This is a genomic window from Yeosuana marina (assembly GCF_011762485.1).
Classification (GTDB): Bacteria; Bacteroidota; Bacteroidia; order Flavobacteriales; family Flavobacteriaceae; genus Yeosuana; species Yeosuana marina.
Genome location: NZ_JAAKGI010000007.1, coordinates 117,826 through 140,464, shown reverse-complemented (window position 1 = coordinate 140,464; position 22,639 = coordinate 117,826). Strand labels below are relative to the sequence as shown.

Below are 22,639 nucleotides of genomic sequence, written 5' to 3'. Positions count from 1 at the left end.
AAAACAGTACAAACAAATCTAAAAACATGAAAACGAAAGCAATAATTATGCTATGTATCCTTTTAGGATTTAGCGCAACCATGAAAGGTCAAGAAGAGCAAAAATCTAGTGGGTTTTATCTAAGAGCTGGTGGTGGCATTATAGCACAATCAGGAAAAACTGAATTTAATAATGCAGATCCAAATGGTATTACCATGATTCAGCAATCTACAGATATTAGCACAGATGGTTCTACTGTAAAAGTAAAATCACTTAATGGAACTTTAGGAGCTGGCTATAAATTTAATATTACTGGAGGGTATATGTTTAATCCTTATTTAGGAGCAGAATTAGGGATTAATTATTTTAACGGAAGTAAAGAAACCATTGGTAAATTTACCAGTCCACAATTAGTTTCTGAAGAAATAGCCTATATACGGGGAGGAGTAGATTTAATGCCAGCTATATATATTACTCCTGCATTTAAAAAGGTAAATCCTTATGCAAGAATTGGAGTGATAATGACTGCTTCAGGTACATTGAACATAGAAACTAATGTAAAACAGATTGATGGTGGTGGTTCGGGAACAGATATTTTAGTAAATGCAAAATCTGAAGTGAAATCTAAATTTAGTACCGGTTTTGCAGGTGCTTTTGGTGTTACGTATCCGATTAATAATAAGTTAAGTCTTTTTGGAGAAGTTGAATTTAAAAACTTTAGTGTAAAAAGCAAATCAGCTTCCATTAAAGAATATGTAACAAAAGCAGTAACTGGTAATCAATCACAGCTGGTTCCTGGTCAACAATTAGCAGATTTACCTACATCTGAAAAAGAATTTTTATTTACCGATAATTACACACAAAGCGCAACAACTCCAGTCCCTCAAAATGAACCAAGAAAAATTCCAACCCAATTTGTAAATATTAGTGGAGCAGGAATTAATATTGGTATTAAATATAATTTGTAGAATAGTTATCATAAAAACACAAATAATTTAGTAAAGGCTTTAAAAAATAAATGTTTTTTATCGATTAATTAAGTATTTCGTCCTATATTCGTAGCGTTACACCAAAAATTAAACGCTATTTTTACTTATGAAGAAATTCAGAATCTTTAAAAAGCCAACTTTTTTAATTTTTATGTGCTTTTTGCTCACCTTGAGTGTTGTTAGATCTGTGACTAATTCTGATAATGGAGCAGTAATTTCGACCACTAAAATTGAAAAAGCTACGGTCAATCAAAAAAACATCAAAATATATAAAGAGCACCAGCAAGAATTGCATGATGCTCTTTCTGCATATTTTAAAAGTGCCATAGCTTCAGGAGATATTGTGGGTGCTGGAGTAAGCATCGTTAAGGGAGATTCTATCATAATTTCTGAGGGATTTGGAAAAAGGAATATTACATCTGATGATAAAGTTGATGGTAAAACTGTATTTCGACTTGGATCGCTATCAAAGGGGTTTACAGGTGTTTTAGCGGCCAAATTAAAAAGTGAAGGCGTATTAGATTGGACAGATAAGGTTAGCGATTACATTCCGGGATTTCAATTGGGAGATAGCATTAATACAAACCACATTACACTTGCGAATATTTTATCGCAAACTTCGGGAGCGCCTTACCATAGTTATACCAATCTTGTCGAGGCTGGATTGCCATTAACCGAAATTGCGAAGCGCTTTAAATCGGTAGTACCTGTTAGTAAACCAGGTGAGATGTATAGCTATCAAAATGCTATGTTTGCGCTTAGTGCAGAGATGATGCAAAAATCAACCCATCAGGATATTAGGACATTATTGAATAATAGATTTTTTAAACCTTTGGGAATGAATACTATTTCTATGGATTATACAAGTCTAGAGAATAATGAAGATGTTGCTTTGCCATATTCTAAAAGGCATAACACATGGAAGACCTTAAAACTTAACCATCATTATTACAATGCCGTAGCTGCAGGAGGTATTAATGCCAGCGCACTTGATATGGCAAAATGGATGAGATTATTACTTGGACATCGTCCAGAAATAATAGATAAGACCGCTTTAAGTCAGGCTTTTACTCCTTTTATAGAAATTAAAGGTCACAGCAAATACTATCAAAAATGGCCAGGTCATGTAAGTTCTTACTATGGTTTTGGATGGAGGATACATAATTTTTTAGAAAATAAAGAACAAAAAACCATGTTACATCATGGAGGAAGCGTTAACAATTATAGAAATGAAATCGCGGTCTATCCCGATTCCGATTTGGGTATTTGTGTTCTTTTAAATACTAATTCTAAAATAGCAAGAACAGTAATACCTGATATTTATAAGATTGCAAATAGGATTTTTAATGAAACCAACTCAAAATTACAACAGACAATCGCTTCTAACTAATCTCGATATTTGAGAAGATTATAATATCAAGTTTTACGAACCTATTTTTTTGAAATTAAATTATAAGAATGACTGTTAAATGCACTACTTATAAATTTATGAAGCAGTCCCTCTATTATAAATAGCTGGCATTTGTCCCTTCCACTTGTTCCAAATATCATTATTCGTGATAAGATCTGCCATAAAGTGACCAACATTAATTCGACTAATTTGACCATCTTTTAAAATGCTTCTCATAGGGGAGGGATATATTTCGATGTCAGAAGGACTTTCCTCATCGATTAAAGCTGAGGGCCGAACGGCAACCCATTCAATGGTATTGTCTTTTTGGCCTATTTCGGTTCTTAAATAATCTGCAGCCTTTTCATTATCGACGTGTGGAGGGAGCAGAACTCGAAGTAATCCAATGACACATTTTTGAGCAAAGGAAATAGTTTCATTGAGATCACGATTGCGATTAGCAACTGTATTCATCAAAATATATTTAGTTGATATCTCAGATTTATTTGTTTTGATAGCGGAACATAAACGCTTGGTTGTTTCTGTTACAAGTAGGCGGGGTTTGCCATAAATTCCTTTAAGAGTAACATTATGACCAAGGCATGAAACGACTGCGTTACAGCCAGCAACATGTTGTTTTATCTCTTCGTCTGATAATTCTAGAACACTTGCACAAATCACAGATAAACGTTCATGATTCTTTATGGCGTCAGTTAGTTTTTCTGGTGATCGGACAATTACTTTAACTATTTGATCACGATTGAGTAACTCCTTAACCAATCGTACACCTGTTGCACCTGTTGCACCAACAACCAATATTGTCATATCTTTCTTGTATTAATTTAATTAGTATCTGTTCAAAATAACTTTTAACATTCTGCTAAAATAGTTTGCATTAGCAATTTTTTGAACCTGTTTTTTATGTATATATATTTTCAATATTCAACTCTTCAATTACCATATCTTGAAGAGTTTTTAATTCATGATTATAATTAATAGTTTCTTTTTCATTCTTCTTTAGTTCGCATAAAACTTCAAAAATAAAATTTTGCTCTCCATATTCATTCCAATCTTTTTGAAAACTCCTATTCCTATGGTTTCCAAGTTTAAGTTCCATTTTATGTCTGTTCCATTTGGATTCCATATCAATACTGTTATCAATTAGGACTTTATTGTTACAAACGTTAATGATTTGAAAAACTCCCATTGGAATTTTTAGTTGTTTGTACGCTTGTTTGAGTTCTTTTTTTGTTTTCATATTAAATGAATCCTAATTGTTTCATTACTGTTATTCTGTCAATAACCTGAGTATGTCCATTAATTAAATTGTCTTTGAAATGATAAATTGTGATCCCTTTTGTGTTTATGGATTTTTGAGTAGGAGGATAATCTCCTATCATCCCTAGGTTTGTTCCAGTTAAAATCCAAGTGATAGCAACATGGTTTTCTTCTGGAATTGCAGATGTTATTTCAAAATTCATATCAGGAAATGAGTTAAATGAAAACTTCAATCGTTCTTTAAATTCAGAATAAGTTATTGTTTTTCCTTCCCAAGGGTCAGCAGTGTCCAGTTGAATTGTGTATTCAGGATGAACATATTTCTCAACTTTATCAAAATTCTTTTCGTTCCAAATGTCATTCATAAATTCCCGAAGGAAAGATTCTTTGTTCATTGTTATTAAGCGTATTATTATTTAATTTTTTTAAAATTAGTGTTTGAGATTAAGATACTTTACCGTTTATATAAAGCAATTATCGTAATTGTGTAGGTATTCAATAGCCTCAATTATTTATATAGTTTATTGTAGTGTGTTGTTTTCCAATATAATTTCCTCAATTAGTTTGTTCTGTTGCTTATTTGGAACGTGTTTAGAGTCTTCAATTAGTATTGCACTTTTTAACGTTGGGAATATTTTCTGTGCTCGCTTAACCATTTTATGACCAGGAAAAAGGATGTCGTTTGTAGCAGCGAAGATGGTAATAGGCGTTTTAATTGATTTTGCTTTTTTAGAATCTATAATTGGTACAGGTGTAAAATCCATTTTAAAATTTAAGAACACTTTTGATAAATATTGAATGGCAAATTCATCACGATCTGTAAAAAGTTCTGCTAAAAACGTTTCGACGTATTTGATTTTTTTCGTTTTTATAAATCGTTTTATTGGAATAAATATTTTAAATAAAGCTTTGATAGGATTTCCATTTACTATGTAAGCAGGTGCAGATAGATAAACTTCTTTAATCTTACTCTCATTAAATTCAAGTGTTTTTAATATGATTAATCCTCCAAATGAAAAACCAGTCATAATAACATTTTCAATTTTTAGAGAATCTATTATTTCATTTACCCATTGCCCATACGAATCATCTTTCATACTTAATCTTGTTTCAGCACTTTTATTTGGTTGCGCCAAAACATCAATAGCATACACTCTAAAGTTCTTGCTTAAATTAGGATATGTTTCAAGAGCAATAGGTGCGCAACCATTAGAACCGTGAAATATTAAAATTGGTGGATTTGAAAGTTTTCCAGTTGCGATAATATTTGTTTCACCAAAACTTGTATTAATCTTAATGTATTCAAATCCAAGATTAAGTTCATCTAATTTTTGGTCATAAAGTCTTAAAATTTCATTCTTTCCTTCTTTTGTTTTGAAAAGTGATTTAACTTGGTGCATCTTCAGGTTTTAGTTTATGTATTTATTTTTTGGTTGTAGTTTTTTCTATTAGTTATTGAATTCTTTCAAAAATTAAGGCTTCATTATATTCACCTATATATAGACCTCCACCTCTGTGAAACACCATTCTGTCTTCTGATAATTCAGCCAATGCGTAATATGTAGAAGTAGCTCCTGAGGCGGTGTGATCTTCATTTATATAACCTCTTGCAAAATGCAAATAAATGGTCTCACCTTGAAATCCATCCATAAACATCAATTGACTTTCAAAAATTTCATTATCTGCGGTAAAAATACCGTCATCAATATCCGCGAAGCAAAGTGACTCTCCTAAATCAATTTGAACATTTTCATCAGTAGCTGAGAATGTATAAACATCATCAGTAACACAATCTAGGTTTATTTCTAATTCGTAGTTTGGATCGTAATACTTATTAATAACTTCTGTAATATGCCAAGACTTTTCACTATCGTTGTGAATCAATGACATATCAGATTCTTTAAATAAAGGGATAGTTGTTTGTTGAACCACGTCTTCTTTATTATTTGAGCATTGAAGAAAAAGGATTCCTATACAAATAACTATTAGTGATTTAAAAATTTGAGTGTAATGTTTCATTAATTTTAGTTTGATTTATTGTTAAAATGTGCTGTGATTTATTTCGTATTTTTTGAAAAAGAAAGCTAAATAACTTATTGGGGTTTGATGAGTGAATTACACTAATTACAGATACTATTTAATTCTTGATAATCTGACTTAGATACGGTTGGAATTTCCTGACCACTTTGAATTTTGATACAGGTTAAATATGGATTTCTATCTACCCTTAAATCTACTAGTTCTTGATTGTTGCTGACATCAATACTGGTAAGTGAATTACTTGTAATATATAAGTGGGTTAAATAACTATTATGCTGAAGATTTATGTTCTGAATTTTATTATCAGAAATTAATAAGGTTTCTAATAATGTATTGGAACTAAAGTCTACTTCAGTAAGTTTATTACTTGTCAATAAAATATTTTTTAGATTGATAGCTCCATCGATATCTAAGGATTTTAACAAGTTCTGACTTATATGTAAGACTTCTAAAGACTCATTGTGAATACTAAATTCTTCTAGGTTATTCCAAGATAAATTCAAGGTTTTTAAATTTGTCGCTTTTGATAGTCCATTAATTGAGTTGATTTGATTCGACAGCATATCCACCAAAATTAAATTTGGATTGTTACTAATATCAATAGATGTTAAGTAATTTGCCTGAAGGTATAAAGTATCTAACTTGGTATTTAAACTTAAATCTATAGTCTCAATTTTTTGACCAGATGCCGACAAAAATGTTAGATTTGTAAAGCCTTGAATTCCTGTTAAATCACTAATTTCACCAAAATCACCAGTAAGATTTAAATCCAAATGACTTACTTCCTCAGCATCTGTCTTTAACATTTGTTTGTTTAAAATACCGTCTGAATCTATGCCTTGTTCAATTAAAATAGTTTCAAAATGATTGTCTGGAATACTTAAATAAATATCATTTACCGGCTTTTCATTTTCATTATTACTTGAACATGAAACAATGATAAACAATGCTAAAACAAAGATTGGGGAGATGATTTTATTTCTGGTAAAGGTAAATTTCATTTTTATTTTTTGAAGCAATTTATTAGAATGACGATATTAAATTTAAATTGTTACGAAAGGATATTTGATTTGATAGTTTCTTTAGTTTCTATTAAAATTATTTCTAAGGTGTTTGTATGTTTTTTAGTGTTAAAAGCATACAGTTATGAGTTGTTGTTACGCCTCACTATTTTTACAACACGACTGTATATGATTTCCGCTAAATTCCAGTCATATCCATTAAAGTTGGTTGTATTGTTAAATTGAATTACTACAGTATCTATGTCTTTGTAGTATTTCGCAATACTCTGATAACCAGGAAGCAGACCTGTATGTTCATATTCGTAAACAGAGGAATAGATTTCCTGTTCACCTTCATTAAATACAGAGCCATCATTTAATGCTCTCAAAAATTTACCCACATCCTCTGCAGTTGCTAGCATTAAGCCTGTATTTTCAGTTTTAAAATCTTTGTCAATGCCAACATAATAACCACTCATTACATCATTCATATTAACTTCACTAAGCGAACCGAAAGTATGTATCAGGCCAAGTGGAATTAATATTTCCTCTTTGATATATTGTTGATGGGGATACCCCAACGTTTTATCAATGAGGTCCTCAATCAACATATAATTGGTATTTGAATAGCCATAATCTTCACCTGGTTTAAAATCAGCAGGTAAATCGAGTGCATATTCAAGTGTTTCTTGCCTGTTTTTAGGTGGTTTTATCCAGTAATCAGGATGGTCTACATAATTGGGAATGCCACTCCGATGTTGCAGCATCATTCTCAAGGTTATCTTGTCTGAATATTCAATTCGTCCCGCAAGTTCCGGAAAGTATTCAGCGAGGGTTTTATCTAAAGATAATCGTCCTGCTTTAACTAATTTGGTGGTTGCAACAGCAATATATAGCTTGGTAATGCTCGCAATCTTGAATAAGGCTTGCGGATACGCAGGTATTTTGTTTTTTCGGTCGTGCCAACCTGCTGCATAAAATTCCGGTGGTTTTCCACCTTGATCTACATAAACTATCATACCATCAAATCCATGATTTATACCTTCCTCTAATTGTTCTTGAACTGTATTGGGTAATGGTAATATCCAAGCCTTTACCAAAATCCATGGCACAAAATACAAGGAAGATATACTTGCAATAATAAATGCAATTCTGAATATTTGTTTTATTTTCTTCTTTGTCATAATAGTATAATTGTTTTAATAATCACTTTTATATAGCGCTAAATTATAGTCGCAATCTTATTTTTACTATTAATAATGACCCAAATGTTGTTTTTTATATCTGAGTTGTATTGATTGATTAGATAGCGCTTAAGTCTCGTCATTAAATATGGACAACATACTAAAAACCATTTTTTTTAATATTTGATATACCATAGTAGCAAATATATATAGAATAAAAAGTCTGCTGGAATTTTTGAAAACAAGTAATAGTAAAGCAATTTTTTATCCGGGTTTGCGCTACAGTTGTTATTTGTTTTTTACTTTTTCAGTTTTAACGGGAGAATATTCATTTTTTAATTCTCCATTCACCAAAATATTTTCAAAATAGGATTTAGCACCAGTAGCTTTATTCATATCCTCGACATTTTGAATATGAAAATGCAAATGTGGTTCAGTAGAATTACCAGAGTTTCCGCACAAGCCCAACACATCTCCTTGTTTTACCATTTGCCCTTGTTTAACAACAATAGAGTGAAGTTTAAAGTGCGCAAAAAATAGATATTCGTTGTTCTCCGTTTTTATTATCACCGTATTTCCAGGTACATATAATGGATTTGGAATTCCCGGTTTATTATCCTTAATGCCATCAACAACTAATACGACTTCTCCGTCTGTTGGTGAAATAAGTTGCTTCCCGAAGGCATAAAAATCTTCATTAGTTTTTCCCTCGTTTTCATAGCTCTTGCCTTGTTGATTTGTAATTACAAAATCAAAAGCATTTTTTTGAGCATTATCAATCACGTGATAGTTTAGTTCTTTGGTGTCTCCTCCCCAAAGCACAGTCCACTCTTCATTAAAAGGGAGTTTTAATTTAGAAACATTGCGATTAAGTTCAGGTAAGTTTTCTTCCTTAAACGGTTTCACCATTAATCCGTTTATATTAGAATTTTCATCAACAGAAATATAAAGGGCAACTACAATACGTTCAAAGTTTGTTTTGTACAACGCTACATTTGGTTGTTCGTATTTCACAAAAGATTTTGTCTTGATAGCACCAGCTTCTGAATTTAACCCACGTAAAAAAGCTAATGTTTTTTCGAGTGGCATAAAGTTTTTCATTTCGTTGGAAAACATCTCATAAATGCCTTGATAATCATTGGCGTTGTATTTTTGTTGAAAATTATTTGCGACAGTTTTTGTTACCTCACTCTCGTTTTGAGCAAAAGCGTTGTTGATAAATAAAAAGGCACTAAGTATAAATATTATTTCTTTCATTGATATTATTTTTTTATTTGTTGTTGCATTGTTTCAATGCTTTCTATAATTGGTTTTACATCTTTGGTTAAAGCTCTTTTATTAACCCAAAAAGTAAATGCATAAAATAATGCTAAACCAGTTAAGGTTATTATTTTTAAATTGGAGGAAAGAGGTAATATTTTTGCGGCAATACTATTAGTCCAATTGTAATCGGCCGGGTTTTCTAACCCTAAAATGAATATAAAATTCATGATAAAAGGAGGGATAGCATACCAATAAAGAGCCGTGTCTAATAGGTTTGCCTGCTGAGCCATCATTGTTTTTTGATTATTAAGTTGTTCCGTTAGCGACAACGAAAAATCAGTTTTAATGTTTTGTGTTTTTGATTTTTTGAATTTTAAAATAACAAATACGAACCAGGCAATCGCCAAACCACAAGCCACTTTAGTAATAGGAAATGGGATTTCGTATAATAAATAGTCAAAAAGGAGTATCCCAATTGCAGATGCAGACATTTCTCTAATATCTCTTATTCGAATCTTTTTTTGTATGCGACTTACTTTATTGTTCAATTCTTCCACCAACTGATTTGTTTCAATTGATATTTTTGCCGTTTGAGAAGCATTATTCCAAATATCTTTTAATTCTTGTTCTAACATTTTATTTTTGGTGTTATACATTCAAATAACTTTTTTCTAATTCTCTTCATTTTTACTGCAATATGATTTTCTGATAATCCAGTAATTACCCCAATTTCTGTATAAGATAGATCATCTAAATAAAGAGCAATAAGTGAAGTGTCTGTTTCATTTAAAGTTGAAATGCACTCTTTTAAATAATTGAATTTCTCCTGTTCAGAAGTATTAATTTCTTTATCTATACGCGTAAAATGAATTGATTCAAACCGGTCTGTCTTGTCATTGCTTTTAGCAAATTTCATTTTTGAACGCAAGCAAACATTAATAGTAATCTTGTATACCCAGGTATCGACAGATGATTTACCTTCAAATTTGTCAATAGATTTCCAAATTTGAAAAATAACTTCTTGAAAGAGATCTTGAGGTTCTATTGGATTAACAGCATAAATATTGCAAATCCTGTATATTTTATATTTATTCCTTTCAAGAATTTCTTCAAAAAAATTATCGTCTTTTTCTTTATACATTCTTTTTAAATGTTTCAGAAGGTTAATCCTGTCAATTAATTTTCGCTATTTGCTTTTTTTAAATTGTTTTTAGTTGAACTTATCAGCAAAAATTCAATAAAGAAACCGCAAATAAGTATAAGGCTAATTTCCTTATATGATTCACCCAATACTTGGTAGCAAACTATTAGTAGAATAGCCCAAATAATACTGCTGATTATTTGAATTTTTGTTAAAATTTGAATTAATTTTTTTTTGTTTTCCATTTTCTTAAAAATTTAAATGATTCTTTTTAGTGTTTCTATTATAGTTAGTTACAAACTTTAAGAAAATATGACAGAATATATTAATTTTTTATTTTATCCGGATTATTTCCAAAATCCAATTAGAAATTTCTTTCAATGCAATGGGTGATATTGTTTGTTTTATATCTTTATATTCATTAATGTTTCCCGTTTTACATTCTTGAAATAAATGATTTAAATTTTTTAATTCTACAATCTTATAATTATTATTACCTCCTTTAATTAAAGCTTTTCGTATGGCATTTTGATTAATTGTTGCATTAACTTGTGTATCCTTACTTCCATTTAAGGATAACACAGGAATACTTAATTTTTCAAACTCATTTGTTGGATTATAGTTATAGAAATAAGTATTCCAAGGTTTTAAAACAGACTCGGTTTCTTTTTCAATAAAAGTTGAAATATTTTCATCGGTAGCTCCTAAAGATTTTAAAATAGGAGCGAGGTAAGAGTTGTTATGTGCCAAGAGTTCTTTTCTTTTTTGTATAATGTCGTCTTCAGAAGATGCTATTTTAATTGCTTTTCTTACATTTCGTTCAAATTCTGCTACATTAGAAACAGGAAAAGGTCTTAGTGTTTTTGATTGCATAACAGATACTTCGCTTCCAGGAATTCCCGTTGCTGCTAAAGCAACAATAAACGAAACATCTTTTGTTTGATTGGCTGCCAATGGCGCAACAATACCTCCTTCGCTATGGCCAATCAACCCTATTTTTTTTGGATTGATATCTGATCTCGATTTTAAATACTGAACCGCACTTAAAACATCCTGAGCAAAATCAGCTGTTGTGGCTTTACTAAAATCTCCCGTAGATTTGCCAAAACCACGATCGTCAAATCGCAATACAGCAATGCCTTTACGAGTAAGATAATCTGATAAAACCAAAAAAGGTTTGTGCATAGGAATGCTTCCATCTCTGTCATGTCTGCCACTTCCGCTTATTAAAACGACCACAGGATATTTTCCTTCTTTATTGGGTCTTGTAAATGTTCCTGCTAATGTGACGTTTGCTTTGGTATTTTTAAAAACCACATCCTTTTCATAATACGGATAAGGTTTTACAGGCTCTTGAGGTCTGTTAAGATTAGCCATTTTAGGATTCCCTTTTTTAAGATTTAAAGTGAGTAGAACGCCGCCTTCAGTATAATTACCTTCTATTTGATTGCTAGTTTCGTTTAATATTCCTTCGTATTTCATACCGACATTTGAACCATCTATGCTTAATTTTCCATTTTTAAAAGTGGTTGTTTTAGGTTTGATACCTGAAACGTCAAAAGTTGGAACAGCCATGGTTGAAACAAAACCACTTTCGGTTTTTTCAAAAAGAAAGACAAAGAGAATTTCTTTATTATCTGGGTTTTTTGTGAAGCCATGCCATACGCCTGAAAGATCTTGTGAAACTACATTCAATATGGAGAATGCTATTAAAAGTGTTGTTATTAGTTTAGTTTTCATAAATTTTATTTTTAGAATTTGGACGTAAAAGTCCACGCTAAATAATTAGCGTTATAATTAGTAAAATGTATAGTGTTGATAATTAAATTTTAAAACGCAGAGAGATAATTTAAATCATTCTGCCTTCACTTTTGGCTTTGGAGTCCAGAGATTTGCCAACAGCTAACCCAATTAACATTCCAAAACTTAAACCCAAAGCAATACCTAAAGACCGCTCAAGACTTGATAAAAACACAATTCCAAAAAGAATTCCAAAAGTTAATCCTAAACCTATACCAAGATTGGTATAATACCCTTTAGAAGTTAAGGAAAATACATCCTTTAAATAGTTCTCAAATTTACTTAATGCTTTCTTAAAGTATTTTTTTCTGTTTTCAGGATTTGATTTTAAATTTAAGTTCTCAAGTTCCATCTCAATAGAATGAATTTCTTCTTGAGAGAACTCTCTGGTTTTTAATTCGTTTAGAATGTCAAGAAATTTTTCGTAAACTTTAATTTCAGATTTATTATCTGTTTTAGATACTAAGCTTTCAAAAAAGTTAGTTGCTTTATTTAGTGTCATAATGTTAATGCTTTCTTGGTTAGTGTCTTAAAACAATAATTATTACACTTTAATTTAAAAATTATATAAAAAATGAGATTAAAAGGCGCATAGGCAATTGAAATAACAAATTTTGCTGGTTATCATTTAATAGAGAAATGGGGTAACTTAATTATACATAATTAGATATTGTTAGCTAAAAAATGGGGGCAATTCCTGGATAGAGTAAATTAGAATTTGGTTTGAATTTGGGGCATCCTAATTAAACTGAATTGGTAAGTTGTTCAGCCAATCATAAATTGAGGATAGATATTCAGGATGTGGCATTGGCCAATACGGGAAATCACTATTTCCTACTAATTGCATTGAGTGATTTGCATCCGTTAGTAAAACAACTTTTGAGTAGTTCTGTTTATTTTTTAAAACTTCAAAAATTGAAGCACTACTTTCTTCTGGAATAATTTCGTCCTTAGTTCCTTGGATTATTAATAGTGGCTGATTTATTAATTTAAAATAGGGCATCGGTGTAAATTGAAGCTTTCTGTCAATTTCAACTTCGTCCAAGTTAGGTATCCATAACTTTGAAAACCAAGGTTTATGTTTGTTTTGAATAATTGATTCTTCAAGCGTTTCTCGTGTTGTTATTCCACCAATATATTGGTAAACTAAACGCTCTAAAGAAAAAGCTTCGTCAAAATATTTATGTTCGATTGTTGATTGATTATTGTTTTTCCAGTAATTTAAATCACTTTCTAATAACGAAGTAGATGGGCAGCTCACAACAATACCAAAAGCCAGATTTTCTATTTTGCTTAAAATATAAGGAACTTTAGTTCCTCCTTGACTACTTCCTTTAATACCCATATTAGAAAATGGTATGTTCAGTTTTTTTGATAAAAATTTAAGTGCATTTATGTCATCCATACATAATTCTTCAATAGAAGAACTCCTCCAATTTCCTTCTGAAACGCCGGTGCCACGTTTATCAAAATGAAATGTAATAAAACCTTGATTGGTAAACTTGATAGCTTCAGCTCGTGACGCACTTCTATCTGAATTTCCGGATGACGTAACAAAATACAATACCTTATTAGAAGGTTTAGATGGGAAATAAATAGTTCCTTTTAAATTTAAATCATTAGACTTAAAGGAAACATCTTCTTGACGAATTTCACTCTCTTTTAAATTAATACTCTTTTTTAATTTAAAGTTTTGAGATATACTATCAACCGATAAATTAGCGTTTAAGTAAGTGCCGTCTTCGGAACGTTTATTTTTAAATTTAAAACTAAAATAATCACTGTTTAACTCAAAATAAATAGAGTCTCCTTTCTGTGAAACATTTGAGGTTGGTATTCTATAAGCATTTTGATCTGGACTGGTAAAGTAAACTAAATAATTAAGAGAATCTTTTTCAATCTCTATTTGAATGGGAGTAGAAAAGTTTCCGTGCGTAAAGTTACCTTCATAAACGCCAATAAAATTCTTATTATCTGAGTGATTGTTTTGACATCCTGCAGAAAAAGCAATAAAAACTAATGCTATAATGCTCAAAATCTGTTTTAAAATAAATTCCATCGTTTCTAAAATTTAAAAGTTACATGCAATAGTAAAAACAGATAAATTAAAAAGGCTTTTTTTATAACTTAAAAAGGTTCTGTTTTATTTTTGAGAACCTTTTTTGAAAGCAGTTGGCGTAAAACCTGTGTTTTTTTTAAACCAAGTATTAAATGCTGACTTAGAATTGAATCCTACTTCATACATAATTTCATTAATTCGTAAATCGTTATTATGAGTTTCTTTAAGTAATTTTTTAGCTTCTTCAAGTCTTTGAAAACTGATATATTGAGAGTACGTTAAATGGAATGTGTCTTTTAAAATCTTTGATAAAGTATGTTCCGAAATATTTAATTTGGCACTTAGTCCATTCAGATTTAAATTGGAGTCTTTAAAAATCTTTTGTTCAGACATAAGTTTTTTTAAATCTTGTAATATCAGATTATCTGAATCATTCTTAATAATTCCTAAATCATTTTTGGTTTTAAGTGTAATGTGTGTTAAGTTATCATTTTCTCTAAAAAACAATGGATTACTTTTCCATTCATAAAAAATCATAAGAAGTTGGGTCATTAATAAACCAAAGATTAAAAAAACTAAGTATTGAGAGGACATATCGTCAATTAAATAATTCTCTACTACTAGGCAAATGGTAATTATAAATTGAATTAAAAACAAGGTGATTGAAAATTTAATCCTCTTATATTGCAAAGTAGGCTTAATAGCTTTAATGAGTAATTTGTTGTTTTTTATAAAATAAATGAGAAGAAACATGTATACAAGGAATTGTAAAGCAATTAAAGCAGTTATGTATGAGTTGTTATTGTAACCTAAAAGTTTCCGTCTGTAATCATCAAAAATCCAATATATAATTATACATAAAGCGGGAATGCTTGCAATAAAATGCTTATAAATTATAGATTTTAAATTTTTAATATTGAGTAATGATATGGTATGAAAAAATAATAATGGAGCTAGTAAAAAACCAGTGAGGGAATTAAAAATAGGAAAAATAATGACTGTTTGATCGTAATAAGAAAGTATTTGATTTAATGAAATTAAACTGATAGTTAAAGTATAAAAAGCTATTAATTTTGAATTTTTTGAAAGCACAAATAGCTTTTTGGATAGATAGAATCCCAATAACAAAATAGACACTAAAAGGGTTTCTATGTAAAAATTCATTTACTATTAGTATTACAATTTATCCTCTACTTTGAGTTAAATATAATACATTAATTAAATTTCATAAAGCGCTTTTGTTTATCCTTTAAACAATGACTAGTAAAATTATATAGAATTTTGAATTTATTTGTTATCAATAGTAGCTAATTAGTACTATTTAGGGAATGTTAATTAAGAATTATAAAGTTTACTAATTCTACTTTTATAAGTTTGCCCAATTGGTATTTTATGCTCTTTAATAAGAATTCTATTTCCTTCAATTTGATTAATTTTTGTTTTGGCAATAATAAATGATTTGTGCGTGCGAATAAATTCGTTTTTTGGTAAAAACTCTTCAAAAGAAGAAATTTTTTCGTTACTTAAAATCATTTCATTTTCTAAATATACTTTAGTAAAATGTCCGTAAGCTTCTATAAATAAAATAGATTCTAAATGTATTTGATGGTGTTTTTTGTCTCCTTTTAAAAAGAAATTTTTAGATTTTGTTTTTGTATCTTCAATTACTGTTTTAGTAGTGTTTTCTTCAATAATCGCTTGACTCATTATAGTTTTATTGACTGCTTTGGCAAAACGTTCAAAGCTAAAGGGCTTTAATAAATAATCGGAAATATTAAGCTCGTATCCTTCTAATGCAAACTCTTTGTAGGCAGTGGTTACAATAATTTTTGGTGGATTTGGGATTGTTTTTAAAAAATCAAAACCAGATAATTTGGGCATATTTATATCCAAAAACAATAAATGGACTTCATTCTCATTTAAAAATTGCATTGCTTCAAATGCATTGTAGCAATTACCTTTTTTTTCCAAATAAGGTAAATCATTGCAATATTTTTCTATAATACGATGCGCAATGGGTTCATCATCAACAATTAAATAATATATCATTTTGTGTCTAATTTAAGAGATAATTTATATACAGAATCGTTGTTTTCAATAGTGAGTTGATGCTTTTTTGGATATAGTAATTGTAATCTTTGTTTTAAATTTTCTAATCCAATTCCAGTCTTGTGTTTTGTTTCTGGCTTTTCAAAATTGTTTTCTATTTCAAAGCTGACAATTCCATCATCTGTGTTGATTTTGATATGAATATAGGCGTTCTCTTTTAATTTCTCCACCCCATGCTTAAAAGCATTCTCTAATCCAATAATATAGAGCAGTGGTGCAATTTTATAATCGGATATATTAGAATACTTAAATTGAATATCTACTTTTTTTTGATACCTAATTTTATGCAATTCAATATAATTATTTAAATATTCAACTTCATCTTTTAAGAGAACAAAATCTTCTTTTCCCATATAAATGGTGTAACGCATCATGTCTGATAATTTCAAAACAACATTGGGAGCGTCATCAGATTTTTCTACAGTTAAACCATACAAGTTATTTAAGGTGTTAAAAAAGAAGTGTGGGTTTATCTGATTTTTTAAAAGAGTTAATTCCGCTTTTGATTTTTTTGATTCTAATGATTTCAACCATTTCCAATGCTGAAAAAACCAACCTAAAGTCAATACTAAAAAAGGAATTGTTAAAATAATTTTTATTTCTTTTTCTTGCTGTAAATACACATTTATATCCTCAGTATATATCCTTAAATAGATAAAATAACCCAAACTCAATACATAAAAGACTATGGTATATAAAACATACTTTTTAAAGAATTGTGGTGCTATAATTGAGAAAAAAAGTAAACCAATACAAATAATTCCAATAAAAGTAATTGGATTATCAATCATCGTTGAATTGGCATCATTTACTATAACAAGAACAAAAAGAACAATTAGAACTAAAAATTTGAGTGTCTTAATTTTATGTTTCTTAAAAAAAGGGAAATAATAAATTGGTAAAGAGAATAAAAACCAATAAAACAGAAAGCTTAAAGTATTGGACAAGTATTCTGAATTATCAATATGCACAAAATCATAATACGATAATACCAAAACTACAATTCTAAAGACGATAAGTCCGTATATAAATGCTTTGTATTTTTTTAAGAATGCAATCACCCGGTAAATCTACTAATATTAACCCTAATCTTAGAATGATTTGCACCAACTCGCTAAAAACTAACGCAAACGCATCAATATTAGACGCAAGTTTAGTTTGTGATTAAAATAGCCAAATGTGTGCTTAGAACATATGTGAATAAGAAATTAAATTTTATGTATTAAAGATTGACGATAGGTTTGCGTCAAATTTAAAATCAATAAAAATGAAAAGACAAATCATCACATTAGTATTAGTGTTTATCTCTATAACAAACCTAAAAGCACAGAACAAAGAAATTACTAAAGACGAAAAAGTAGAAATTACAGAAATGATTTCTAAAAATTTATTGAAAACCTATATAGACTTGGATGTCGCACAAGAAATGACTGCATTGCTAAAATCAAATATAAAGTCAAACAAATACGAGACTATTACAAATCCAGACAACTTTGCTGAAATAGTGACTCAAGATTTACAAAATGTGAGTCATGATTTACATTTAAAACTAAAATACGAACCAAAAAAAATTGCACAAAGTCAACGTATTATGCCAGAAGAAATGAAAATAAAAAGAGAAAGCATAATGTCAATGAAAATGGCAGAAGTTAATTATGGTTTTACAGTGGTTAAAGTTTTAAACGGAAATATTGGCTATTTAAATTTGCGCATGTTTGCAGATACTATTTATGCAAAAGATGTAGCAACAGCTGCAATGAACTTTCTACATAATACGAATGCTATTATTATAGATTTAAGAGAAAATGGTGGAGGAGTGCCAAGCATGATTCAATTATTATCTAGTTATTTTACGGAAGCAAAACCCGTGCTGTTAAGTAATTTCTACGAGCGAGAAAAAGACCTTAAAACACAATTGTTCACCTTTGAAACTATTGATGGAAAAAGAATGACAAATAAACCTTTATATATATTAACAAGTGAAAATACATTTTCTGCTGCTGAAGCATTTACATATACTTTAAAACATTTGAATAAAGCGGTTGTTGTGGGAGAAGTAACTAGAGGAGGAGCTAACAGAACACGAACAATTAATTTAAATGATGACTTTAGTCTTTCTTTACCATATATTAAAGCAATTCATCCAGTAACAAATACAAATTGGGAAGGAAAAGGTGTGCAGCCAACTATTAAAACCACTAAAAAAGAAGCCTTTGTAAAGGCTTATATAGATGCCATTAATAAAACGGTTACCAGAAATAAGGAAAATGTATTAAATAGCATTGGTTATGCATTACTAAAAGAAAAATCAATTGATGAAGCTATTATTGTATTTCAAGAAAGCACAAAATTATACCCCCAGGAATCCAATTCATGGGATAGTTTAGGCGAAGCTTATTTTATGAATCACGATAAAGTAAACGCATTGAAATCTTATAGAAGAGCCTTAGAATTAGATCCAGCGTCTAAATCGACTAAAGACATGATTCAGAAATTAGAAAACTTATAGTATAATGAAAAAAGGAAAAATCATAATTGTATTGCTAGTATTGTGTTTAACATATTTTGTGTATTCGCAATTATTTAAACAACCCAAGTTAGTTGAAGCAAACTATATTGAATTAAAAGAAACATTTAAGCTTCATTCTGGTGATGTTTGGGAGGTTAAGTTTGCACCAAATGATACATTAATGATTAGTGGTGGAATAGATCAAAATACTAAAATTTGGAATAGAATTACAGGAGAAACATTACATATTCTACCACATGAAATAGGATCACCAGCTGTAGATTTTAATCCAAACGGAAAACTAGCTGCAACTGGTGCTTATGATGGTAAAGTTAGACTATGGGATGTGAATTCTGGAGAACTTTTAAAAGTATTACAAGGAAATGAAGGTGTTGTTTGGTCTGTAAACTTTAGTCCGAAAGGTCAATTAATTGCTGCTGGAAGCGATGATGATAAAGTTACCGTTTGGAATGTAAATACAGGAGAAATTAAATATGAATTTAAAGAAGCAACCCATAATATTTGGGAAGTAGTTTTTAATCCCTCAGGAAACTATTTAGCAGCTTCAGGTAGTGATAATGCTATAAGAATTTATAACATGGAAACAGGTAAATTAATAAAAACTATTCTGGGTCATTCTATGGTGCCATTAGCAATGGATTTTAGTCCAAACGGAGAATTATTAGCAAGTGCAGGAGATGATAAAACCATCAAAATATGGGATACTAAAACATGGGAGTTACTGCACACTTTACAAGGTGAAAACGAAGCTCTTCATTCAGTCATATTTATTGGTAATAATAAAGTTTTAGCAGGAGGAACAGATAAAAAAATGCTAGGAGAATTATTAGAATATCATTTTGGTTTCACAGGATATACACTCCTTATCGCTGCAACGCTTTGGGATATTGAGAATGAAACAATTCTACAAACAATAACAGAACATACAGATGATATTGGTCTAGGAATGGATGTAAGTTCTGATGGAAAATTTATTGCAACACCTTCTAAAGATAGAACAGTTAATATTTGGGAACTGACTAAATTGTAAGCCTATTAAAGAATTATTATAGTAAATTTCAAAGGATACTTTTTGAATTTAAAGACGGTAAAATCTCATGCATTGTTGAATACTAGTAATTAGAACCAAACATTGAACGTGAAATATAAAAATTATAACACTTAACACTTATATTTTACGTTCCTGTACTTTTTCTTTTGACATTGAAAAGTATTTCGTTGCTTTGTTCTAGACATGCACTCATGAATGTACACACAAAATAAAAAAAACCAGCTTTCTTTATATTGGAAATGCCAGATTTCAGGTTGGAGTTTGGTTTCTATTTATTGGGCTTATGTTGTGTTTACACGAGACCATTATGGGTACTTTTTAACTTTTCTTAATTACATTCTTGATATTTTAATCGGCATAATATTAACGCATGGCTATCGATTCATTGCTTTGAAGTTAAAATGGAACTCACTTAGCCTGCCTCAATTATTTCGAAAAATTCTACCCTCAATAATCCTTTTAGCAGTATTATACATGTTGGTTGTAAACATAAAATGGTATTTCTTTTGGCAATTTATAGGGGGCAAAGAAATTGATTTATGGAATTCACTAACATATTGGGATCCGGTACTTCTCACAGGTTTGAGATTAATGTCTATATGGATTTTGGCCTATCATTTATATCACTATTACCAAAATAAAATTGAAACTACCCAGCAAAACGCTGAGCTTTTAGTAATTGCAAAGCAAGCTCAACTAGATAATTTATCAGCTCAATTAAATCCACATTTTTTATTTAACTCTTTAAATTCTATCAAATCTTTAGTCATAGAAAACCCGGAAACCGCAAGAAGAGCTATCGATTTATTATCAGATTTATTACGATCGTCTTTGTATGAAAAAGACAAAGATTTGATTACAATAAAAGATGAATTAGCTTTAGTAAAGGATTATATAGAATTGGAAAAACTACGTTTTGAAGAACGTTTACAGTTAGAAGTTACAGTTGATAAATCACTTGAGACTTTTAAAATTCCAACATTAAGCATTCAATTATTAGTCGAAAATGCCATTAAACACGGCGTTGATTCAAAGATTGAAGGTGGAATTGTTTCTATAACCATTAAAAATGAGGGAGGTTTTGTTTCTATACAAGTGCTTAATCCAGGGAGATTATCTTTAAACAAGACAAGCAAGGGGCTTGGGTTAAAAAACCTTCATGAAAGATTAAAAATTCAATATAATAGTAAGGCATCATTTAAATTGGTAGCCCTAAACAATGATATAGTTGAAGCAAAAATTCTAATACCATTTACTGCTAATGAAAACATTTAAAACAATCATCATTGATGATGAACGTTTGGCTCGAGAAGAAGTAAAACGTGCTTTGAAAGGGTATCCAGAGTTCGAAATTATTGGAGAAGCAAGTCATGTAGATGAAGCTAAGGAGATGATTGAAAGTGCTTTGCCTGATATATTATTTCTAGACATTCATATGCCGGGGAAATCTGGATTTGATTTGTTAGAAGAGCTCACAACAGTGCCAGAAGTTGTTTTTACCACGGCTTACGATCAATATGCCGTAAAAGCATTTGAATTGAATGCCTTAGATTATTTAGTAAAGCCTTTACGAGAAGAACGTTTTGCAAAAACGATTGAAAAAGTAAAAGCGGAGTTAGTAAAAAAAGAAGAAATTAAAACGGGTGTATTACCAATGCATCGAAAAATATTTATCAAGGATGGAGAAAATTGCTACTTTATTCCCTTGTCAGACATTCATTTTATAGAGTCTTTAGATAATTATGCACGCTTGTATTTTGGTAATCAGAAAGCAATGATTAAACGCTCATTAAATCTATTGGAAGAAAAGTTAGATTCAACCGTTTTTTTTAGAACCAATAGAAGTCAAATAATCAATACGCATTACATAAAAGAGATTCACCCCTATTTTAATAATAAGCTACAAATTACTTTAACCACTGGTGAAAAGATAGAAGTATCAAGCCGACAATCAGTTAAGTTTAAAAATTGGAATAGCCTATAAGTGCATCATCGTATAAATTATTTTTACGCTCATCTGTGTTTATCTGCACTCCTGTACTTTCTCTTTTTACACTTTAAAAAAATTTATTGCTTTGTTTCATAAATAAGAAAAACCTAATTTAAAAATTACATTTATGAGACATTTTGATATAACATATTACTTGCTTAAATATATATATGCAGTCGTAGTTTCACTTTTTTATCATTTTGATAACATTACTTCAATAATGATAAATAAAATTAATTTAAATGATTATGAAATTTCACAATTCTATTCTTGTGCTAATGATACATCAACAGTTACAGAAAAGCCAACAATAAATGATTATGAAATTGGAGAACAATGGACTTGGGATTGGAGACGTTCTGTTAATGGCGAGGTTCGTGCTCAAGGGGAAGACTATCAAAAGGTTGTCAAATTTAATAATAGCTTAGGCATTTATAATGGTAATGACACCATTCAAATTAAAACTATTCTAAATGAGAAGCCTAGTAAAACACCTCGTTATGATTGGCCATTAAAGGTAGGTAAAAAGTGGACCTATGAGCAGACTTGGGAAAATAATGAAGGAACAACAGGGAAAACCAGTCAAGATGTAGAAGTAGTATCTTATGACGAGGTAATTGTAGCTGCAGGAAAATTTATGGCTTATAAAATAGAATATAAAGGTAGAATTACAAATTCAAGGGGATTTGATGGTAAATTGGAAGATATTTGGTGGTATGCATCCACTATTAAAACTTATATTAAACACACTCAAGATGATGGAGAAGGACTTTATGTTAATGAGTTAATCAGGTACACCAGTCCGAACAAAAATTAAGTATATGCCTTTTAATAA

The 22,639-nt window shown here is 30.0% G+C and carries 23 protein-coding genes; 7 read left to right on the top strand and 16 right to left on the bottom strand.

Annotation, left to right across the window (positions count from 1 at the left end):
- Positions 1-26 precede the first annotated feature (26 nt).
- Entirely contained in the window at positions 27-947 is a 921-nt protein-coding gene (locus G5V56_RS09320) for an outer membrane beta-barrel protein (protein WP_166964195.1), read from the top strand.
- A gap of 127 nt (positions 948-1,074) precedes the next feature.
- Positions 1,075-2,358 carry a serine hydrolase domain-containing protein gene (locus G5V56_RS09315; RefSeq protein ID WP_240911276.1) on the top strand — a complete coding sequence of 428 codons (1,284 nt, stop codon included), beginning with the start codon at positions 1,075-1,077 and terminating at the stop codon, positions 2,356-2,358.
- A 96-nt stretch (positions 2,359-2,454) separates the two neighbouring features.
- Here the strand turns inward: G5V56_RS09315 and G5V56_RS09310 are convergent, their stop codons facing one another.
- From G5V56_RS09310 to G5V56_RS09230, 16 genes are all read right to left on the bottom strand, one after another.
- Positions 2,455-3,183: an NAD(P)-dependent oxidoreductase gene (locus tag G5V56_RS09310; protein WP_166964193.1), complete on the bottom strand. Its 729-nt coding sequence runs from the start codon at positions 3,181-3,183 to the stop codon at positions 2,455-2,457.
- Between the two features lie 94 nt (positions 3,184-3,277).
- Positions 3,278-3,616: a GIY-YIG nuclease family protein gene (locus G5V56_RS09305; protein ID WP_166964191.1), complete on the bottom strand. Its 339-nt coding sequence runs from the start codon at positions 3,614-3,616 to the stop codon at positions 3,278-3,280.
- Between the two features lies 1 nt (position 3,617).
- Positions 3,618-4,031, bottom strand: a complete 414-nt coding sequence (locus G5V56_RS09300) for an ester cyclase (protein WP_166964189.1) — start codon at positions 4,029-4,031, stop codon at positions 3,618-3,620.
- Positions 4,032-4,157: 126 nt separating this feature from the next.
- Positions 4,158-5,036: an alpha/beta fold hydrolase gene (locus G5V56_RS09295; RefSeq protein ID WP_166964187.1), complete on the bottom strand. Its 879-nt coding sequence runs from the start codon at positions 5,034-5,036 to the stop codon at positions 4,158-4,160.
- A gap of 52 nt (positions 5,037-5,088) precedes the next feature.
- Positions 5,089-5,655 (bottom strand): hypothetical protein, encoded by a 567-nt coding sequence (locus G5V56_RS09290; RefSeq protein WP_166964185.1) that lies wholly within the window; start codon positions 5,653-5,655, stop codon positions 5,089-5,091.
- 101 nt (positions 5,656-5,756) lie between these two features.
- A complete protein-coding gene (locus tag G5V56_RS09285; RefSeq protein WP_166964182.1) occupies positions 5,757-6,677 on the bottom strand; it encodes a leucine-rich repeat domain-containing protein in 921 nt (306 codons plus the stop codon).
- Positions 6,678-6,820: 143 nt separating this feature from the next.
- Entirely contained in the window at positions 6,821-7,861 is a 1,041-nt protein-coding gene (locus G5V56_RS09280) for a serine hydrolase domain-containing protein (RefSeq protein ID WP_166964170.1), read from the bottom strand.
- Between the two features lie 288 nt (positions 7,862-8,149).
- Entirely contained in the window at positions 8,150-9,118 is a 969-nt protein-coding gene (locus tag G5V56_RS09275) for a peptidoglycan DD-metalloendopeptidase family protein (protein ID WP_166964167.1), read from the bottom strand.
- Between the two features lie 5 nt (positions 9,119-9,123).
- Positions 9,124-9,780: a hypothetical protein gene (locus G5V56_RS09270; RefSeq protein ID WP_240911275.1), complete on the bottom strand. Its 657-nt coding sequence runs from the start codon at positions 9,778-9,780 to the stop codon at positions 9,124-9,126.
- Complete coding sequence (locus tag G5V56_RS09265) at positions 9,753-10,265, bottom strand: RNA polymerase sigma factor (RefSeq protein ID WP_166964164.1); 513 nt, start codon at positions 10,263-10,265, stop codon at positions 9,753-9,755. Before G5V56_RS09265 ends, G5V56_RS09270 begins: the two co-directional genes overlap by 28 nt.
- A gap of 333 nt (positions 10,266-10,598) precedes the next feature.
- Positions 10,599-12,005 carry an alpha/beta hydrolase family protein gene (locus G5V56_RS09255; RefSeq protein WP_166964157.1) on the bottom strand — a complete coding sequence of 469 codons (1,407 nt, stop codon included), beginning with the start codon at positions 12,003-12,005 and terminating at the stop codon, positions 10,599-10,601.
- A gap of 109 nt (positions 12,006-12,114) precedes the next feature.
- A complete protein-coding gene (locus G5V56_RS09250; protein WP_166964153.1) occupies positions 12,115-12,567 on the bottom strand; it encodes a hypothetical protein in 453 nt (150 codons plus the stop codon).
- 237 nt (positions 12,568-12,804) lie between these two features.
- A complete protein-coding gene (locus G5V56_RS09245) occupies positions 12,805-14,124 on the bottom strand; it encodes an alpha/beta hydrolase family protein (protein WP_166964150.1) in 1,320 nt (439 codons plus the stop codon).
- An 84-nt stretch (positions 14,125-14,208) separates the two neighbouring features.
- Positions 14,209-15,288 (bottom strand): helix-turn-helix domain-containing protein, encoded by a 1,080-nt coding sequence (locus tag G5V56_RS09240; protein ID WP_166964146.1) that lies wholly within the window; start codon positions 15,286-15,288, stop codon positions 14,209-14,211.
- A 171-nt stretch (positions 15,289-15,459) separates the two neighbouring features.
- On the bottom strand, positions 15,460-16,173 hold the full coding sequence (locus G5V56_RS09235; protein ID WP_166964144.1) for a LytR/AlgR family response regulator transcription factor: 714 nt from the start codon (positions 16,171-16,173) through the stop codon (positions 15,460-15,462).
- Positions 16,170-17,294, bottom strand: coding sequence for a sensor histidine kinase (locus G5V56_RS09230; protein WP_166964142.1), 1,125 nt, complete (start codon positions 17,292-17,294; stop codon positions 16,170-16,172). The genes G5V56_RS09235 and G5V56_RS09230 overlap by 4 nt, the downstream gene beginning before the upstream one ends.
- Before the next feature lie 206 nt (positions 17,295-17,500).
- Here G5V56_RS09230 and G5V56_RS09225 point away from each other — a divergent pair, with 206 nt between their 5' ends.
- The 5 genes from G5V56_RS09225 (at position 17,501) to G5V56_RS09205 (ending at position 22,621) form a co-directional block, all read left to right on the top strand.
- Complete coding sequence (locus G5V56_RS09225; RefSeq protein WP_166964140.1) at positions 17,501-18,742, top strand: S41 family peptidase; 1,242 nt, start codon at positions 17,501-17,503, stop codon at positions 18,740-18,742.
- A 4-nt stretch (positions 18,743-18,746) separates the two neighbouring features.
- Positions 18,747-19,793, top strand: coding sequence for a WD40 repeat domain-containing protein (locus G5V56_RS09220; RefSeq protein WP_166964138.1), 1,047 nt, complete (start codon positions 18,747-18,749; stop codon positions 19,791-19,793).
- 216 nt (positions 19,794-20,009) lie between these two features.
- Positions 20,010-21,089, top strand: coding sequence for a sensor histidine kinase (locus G5V56_RS09215; protein WP_166964137.1), 1,080 nt, complete (start codon positions 20,010-20,012; stop codon positions 21,087-21,089).
- Positions 21,076-21,798, top strand: a complete 723-nt coding sequence (locus G5V56_RS09210; RefSeq protein WP_166964135.1) for a LytR/AlgR family response regulator transcription factor — start codon at positions 21,076-21,078, stop codon at positions 21,796-21,798. Before G5V56_RS09215 ends, G5V56_RS09210 begins: the two co-directional genes overlap by 14 nt.
- Before the next feature lie 133 nt (positions 21,799-21,931).
- Complete coding sequence (locus G5V56_RS09205) at positions 21,932-22,621, top strand: hypothetical protein (protein WP_240911274.1); 690 nt, start codon at positions 21,932-21,934, stop codon at positions 22,619-22,621.
- Positions 22,622-22,639: the final 18 nt, after the last annotated feature.

Excerpts from the sequence above, each read along its gene's own strand:
- G5V56_RS09270 (WP_240911275.1), bottom strand. The coding sequence starts at position 9,780 with ATGTATAACACCAAAAATAAAATGTTAGAACAAGAATTAAAAGATATT.
- G5V56_RS09245 (WP_166964150.1), bottom strand. The coding sequence starts at position 14,124 with ATGGAATTTATTTTAAAACAGATTTTGAGCATTATAGCATTAGTTTTT.
- G5V56_RS09255 (WP_166964157.1), bottom strand. The coding sequence starts at position 12,005 with ATGAAAACTAAACTAATAACAACACTTTTAATAGCATTCTCCATATTG.
- G5V56_RS09220 (WP_166964138.1), top strand. The coding sequence starts at position 18,747 with ATGAAAAAAGGAAAAATCATAATTGTATTGCTAGTATTGTGTTTAACA.
- G5V56_RS09290 (WP_166964185.1), bottom strand. The coding sequence starts at position 5,655 with ATGAAACATTACACTCAAATTTTTAAATCACTAATAGTTATTTGTATA.
- G5V56_RS09210 (WP_166964135.1), top strand. The coding sequence starts at position 21,076 with ATGAAAACATTTAAAACAATCATCATTGATGATGAACGTTTGGCTCGA.
- G5V56_RS09305 (WP_166964191.1), bottom strand. The coding sequence starts at position 3,616 with ATGAAAACAAAAAAAGAACTCAAACAAGCGTACAAACAACTAAAAATT.
- G5V56_RS09320 (WP_166964195.1), top strand. The coding sequence starts at position 27 with ATGAAAACGAAAGCAATAATTATGCTATGTATCCTTTTAGGATTTAGC.
- G5V56_RS09215 (WP_166964137.1), top strand. The coding sequence starts at position 20,010 with ATGTACACACAAAATAAAAAAAACCAGCTTTCTTTATATTGGAAATGC.
- G5V56_RS09205 (WP_240911274.1), top strand. The coding sequence starts at position 21,932 with ATGAGACATTTTGATATAACATATTACTTGCTTAAATATATATATGCA.
- G5V56_RS09240 (WP_166964146.1), bottom strand. The coding sequence starts at position 15,288 with ATGAATTTTTACATAGAAACCCTTTTAGTGTCTATTTTGTTATTGGGA.
- G5V56_RS09280 (WP_166964170.1), bottom strand. The coding sequence starts at position 7,861 with ATGACAAAGAAGAAAATAAAACAAATATTCAGAATTGCATTTATTATT.
- G5V56_RS09235 (WP_166964144.1), bottom strand. The coding sequence starts at position 16,173 with ATGATATATTATTTAATTGTTGATGATGAACCCATTGCGCATCGTATT.
- G5V56_RS09315 (WP_240911276.1), top strand. The coding sequence starts at position 1,075 with ATGAAGAAATTCAGAATCTTTAAAAAGCCAACTTTTTTAATTTTTATG.
- G5V56_RS09225 (WP_166964140.1), top strand. The coding sequence starts at position 17,501 with ATGAAAAGACAAATCATCACATTAGTATTAGTGTTTATCTCTATAACA.
- G5V56_RS09300 (WP_166964189.1), bottom strand. The coding sequence starts at position 4,031 with ATGAACAAAGAATCTTTCCTTCGGGAATTTATGAATGACATTTGGAAC.
- G5V56_RS09250 (WP_166964153.1), bottom strand. The coding sequence starts at position 12,567 with ATGACACTAAATAAAGCAACTAACTTTTTTGAAAGCTTAGTATCTAAA.
- G5V56_RS09310 (WP_166964193.1), bottom strand. The coding sequence starts at position 3,183 with ATGACAATATTGGTTGTTGGTGCAACAGGTGCAACAGGTGTACGATTG.
- G5V56_RS09265 (WP_166964164.1), bottom strand. The coding sequence starts at position 10,265 with ATGTATAAAGAAAAAGACGATAATTTTTTTGAAGAAATTCTTGAAAGG.
- G5V56_RS09285 (WP_166964182.1), bottom strand. The coding sequence starts at position 6,677 with ATGAAATTTACCTTTACCAGAAATAAAATCATCTCCCCAATCTTTGTT.
- G5V56_RS09275 (WP_166964167.1), bottom strand. The coding sequence starts at position 9,118 with ATGAAAGAAATAATATTTATACTTAGTGCCTTTTTATTTATCAACAAC.
- G5V56_RS09295 (WP_166964187.1), bottom strand. The coding sequence starts at position 5,036 with ATGCACCAAGTTAAATCACTTTTCAAAACAAAAGAAGGAAAGAATGAA.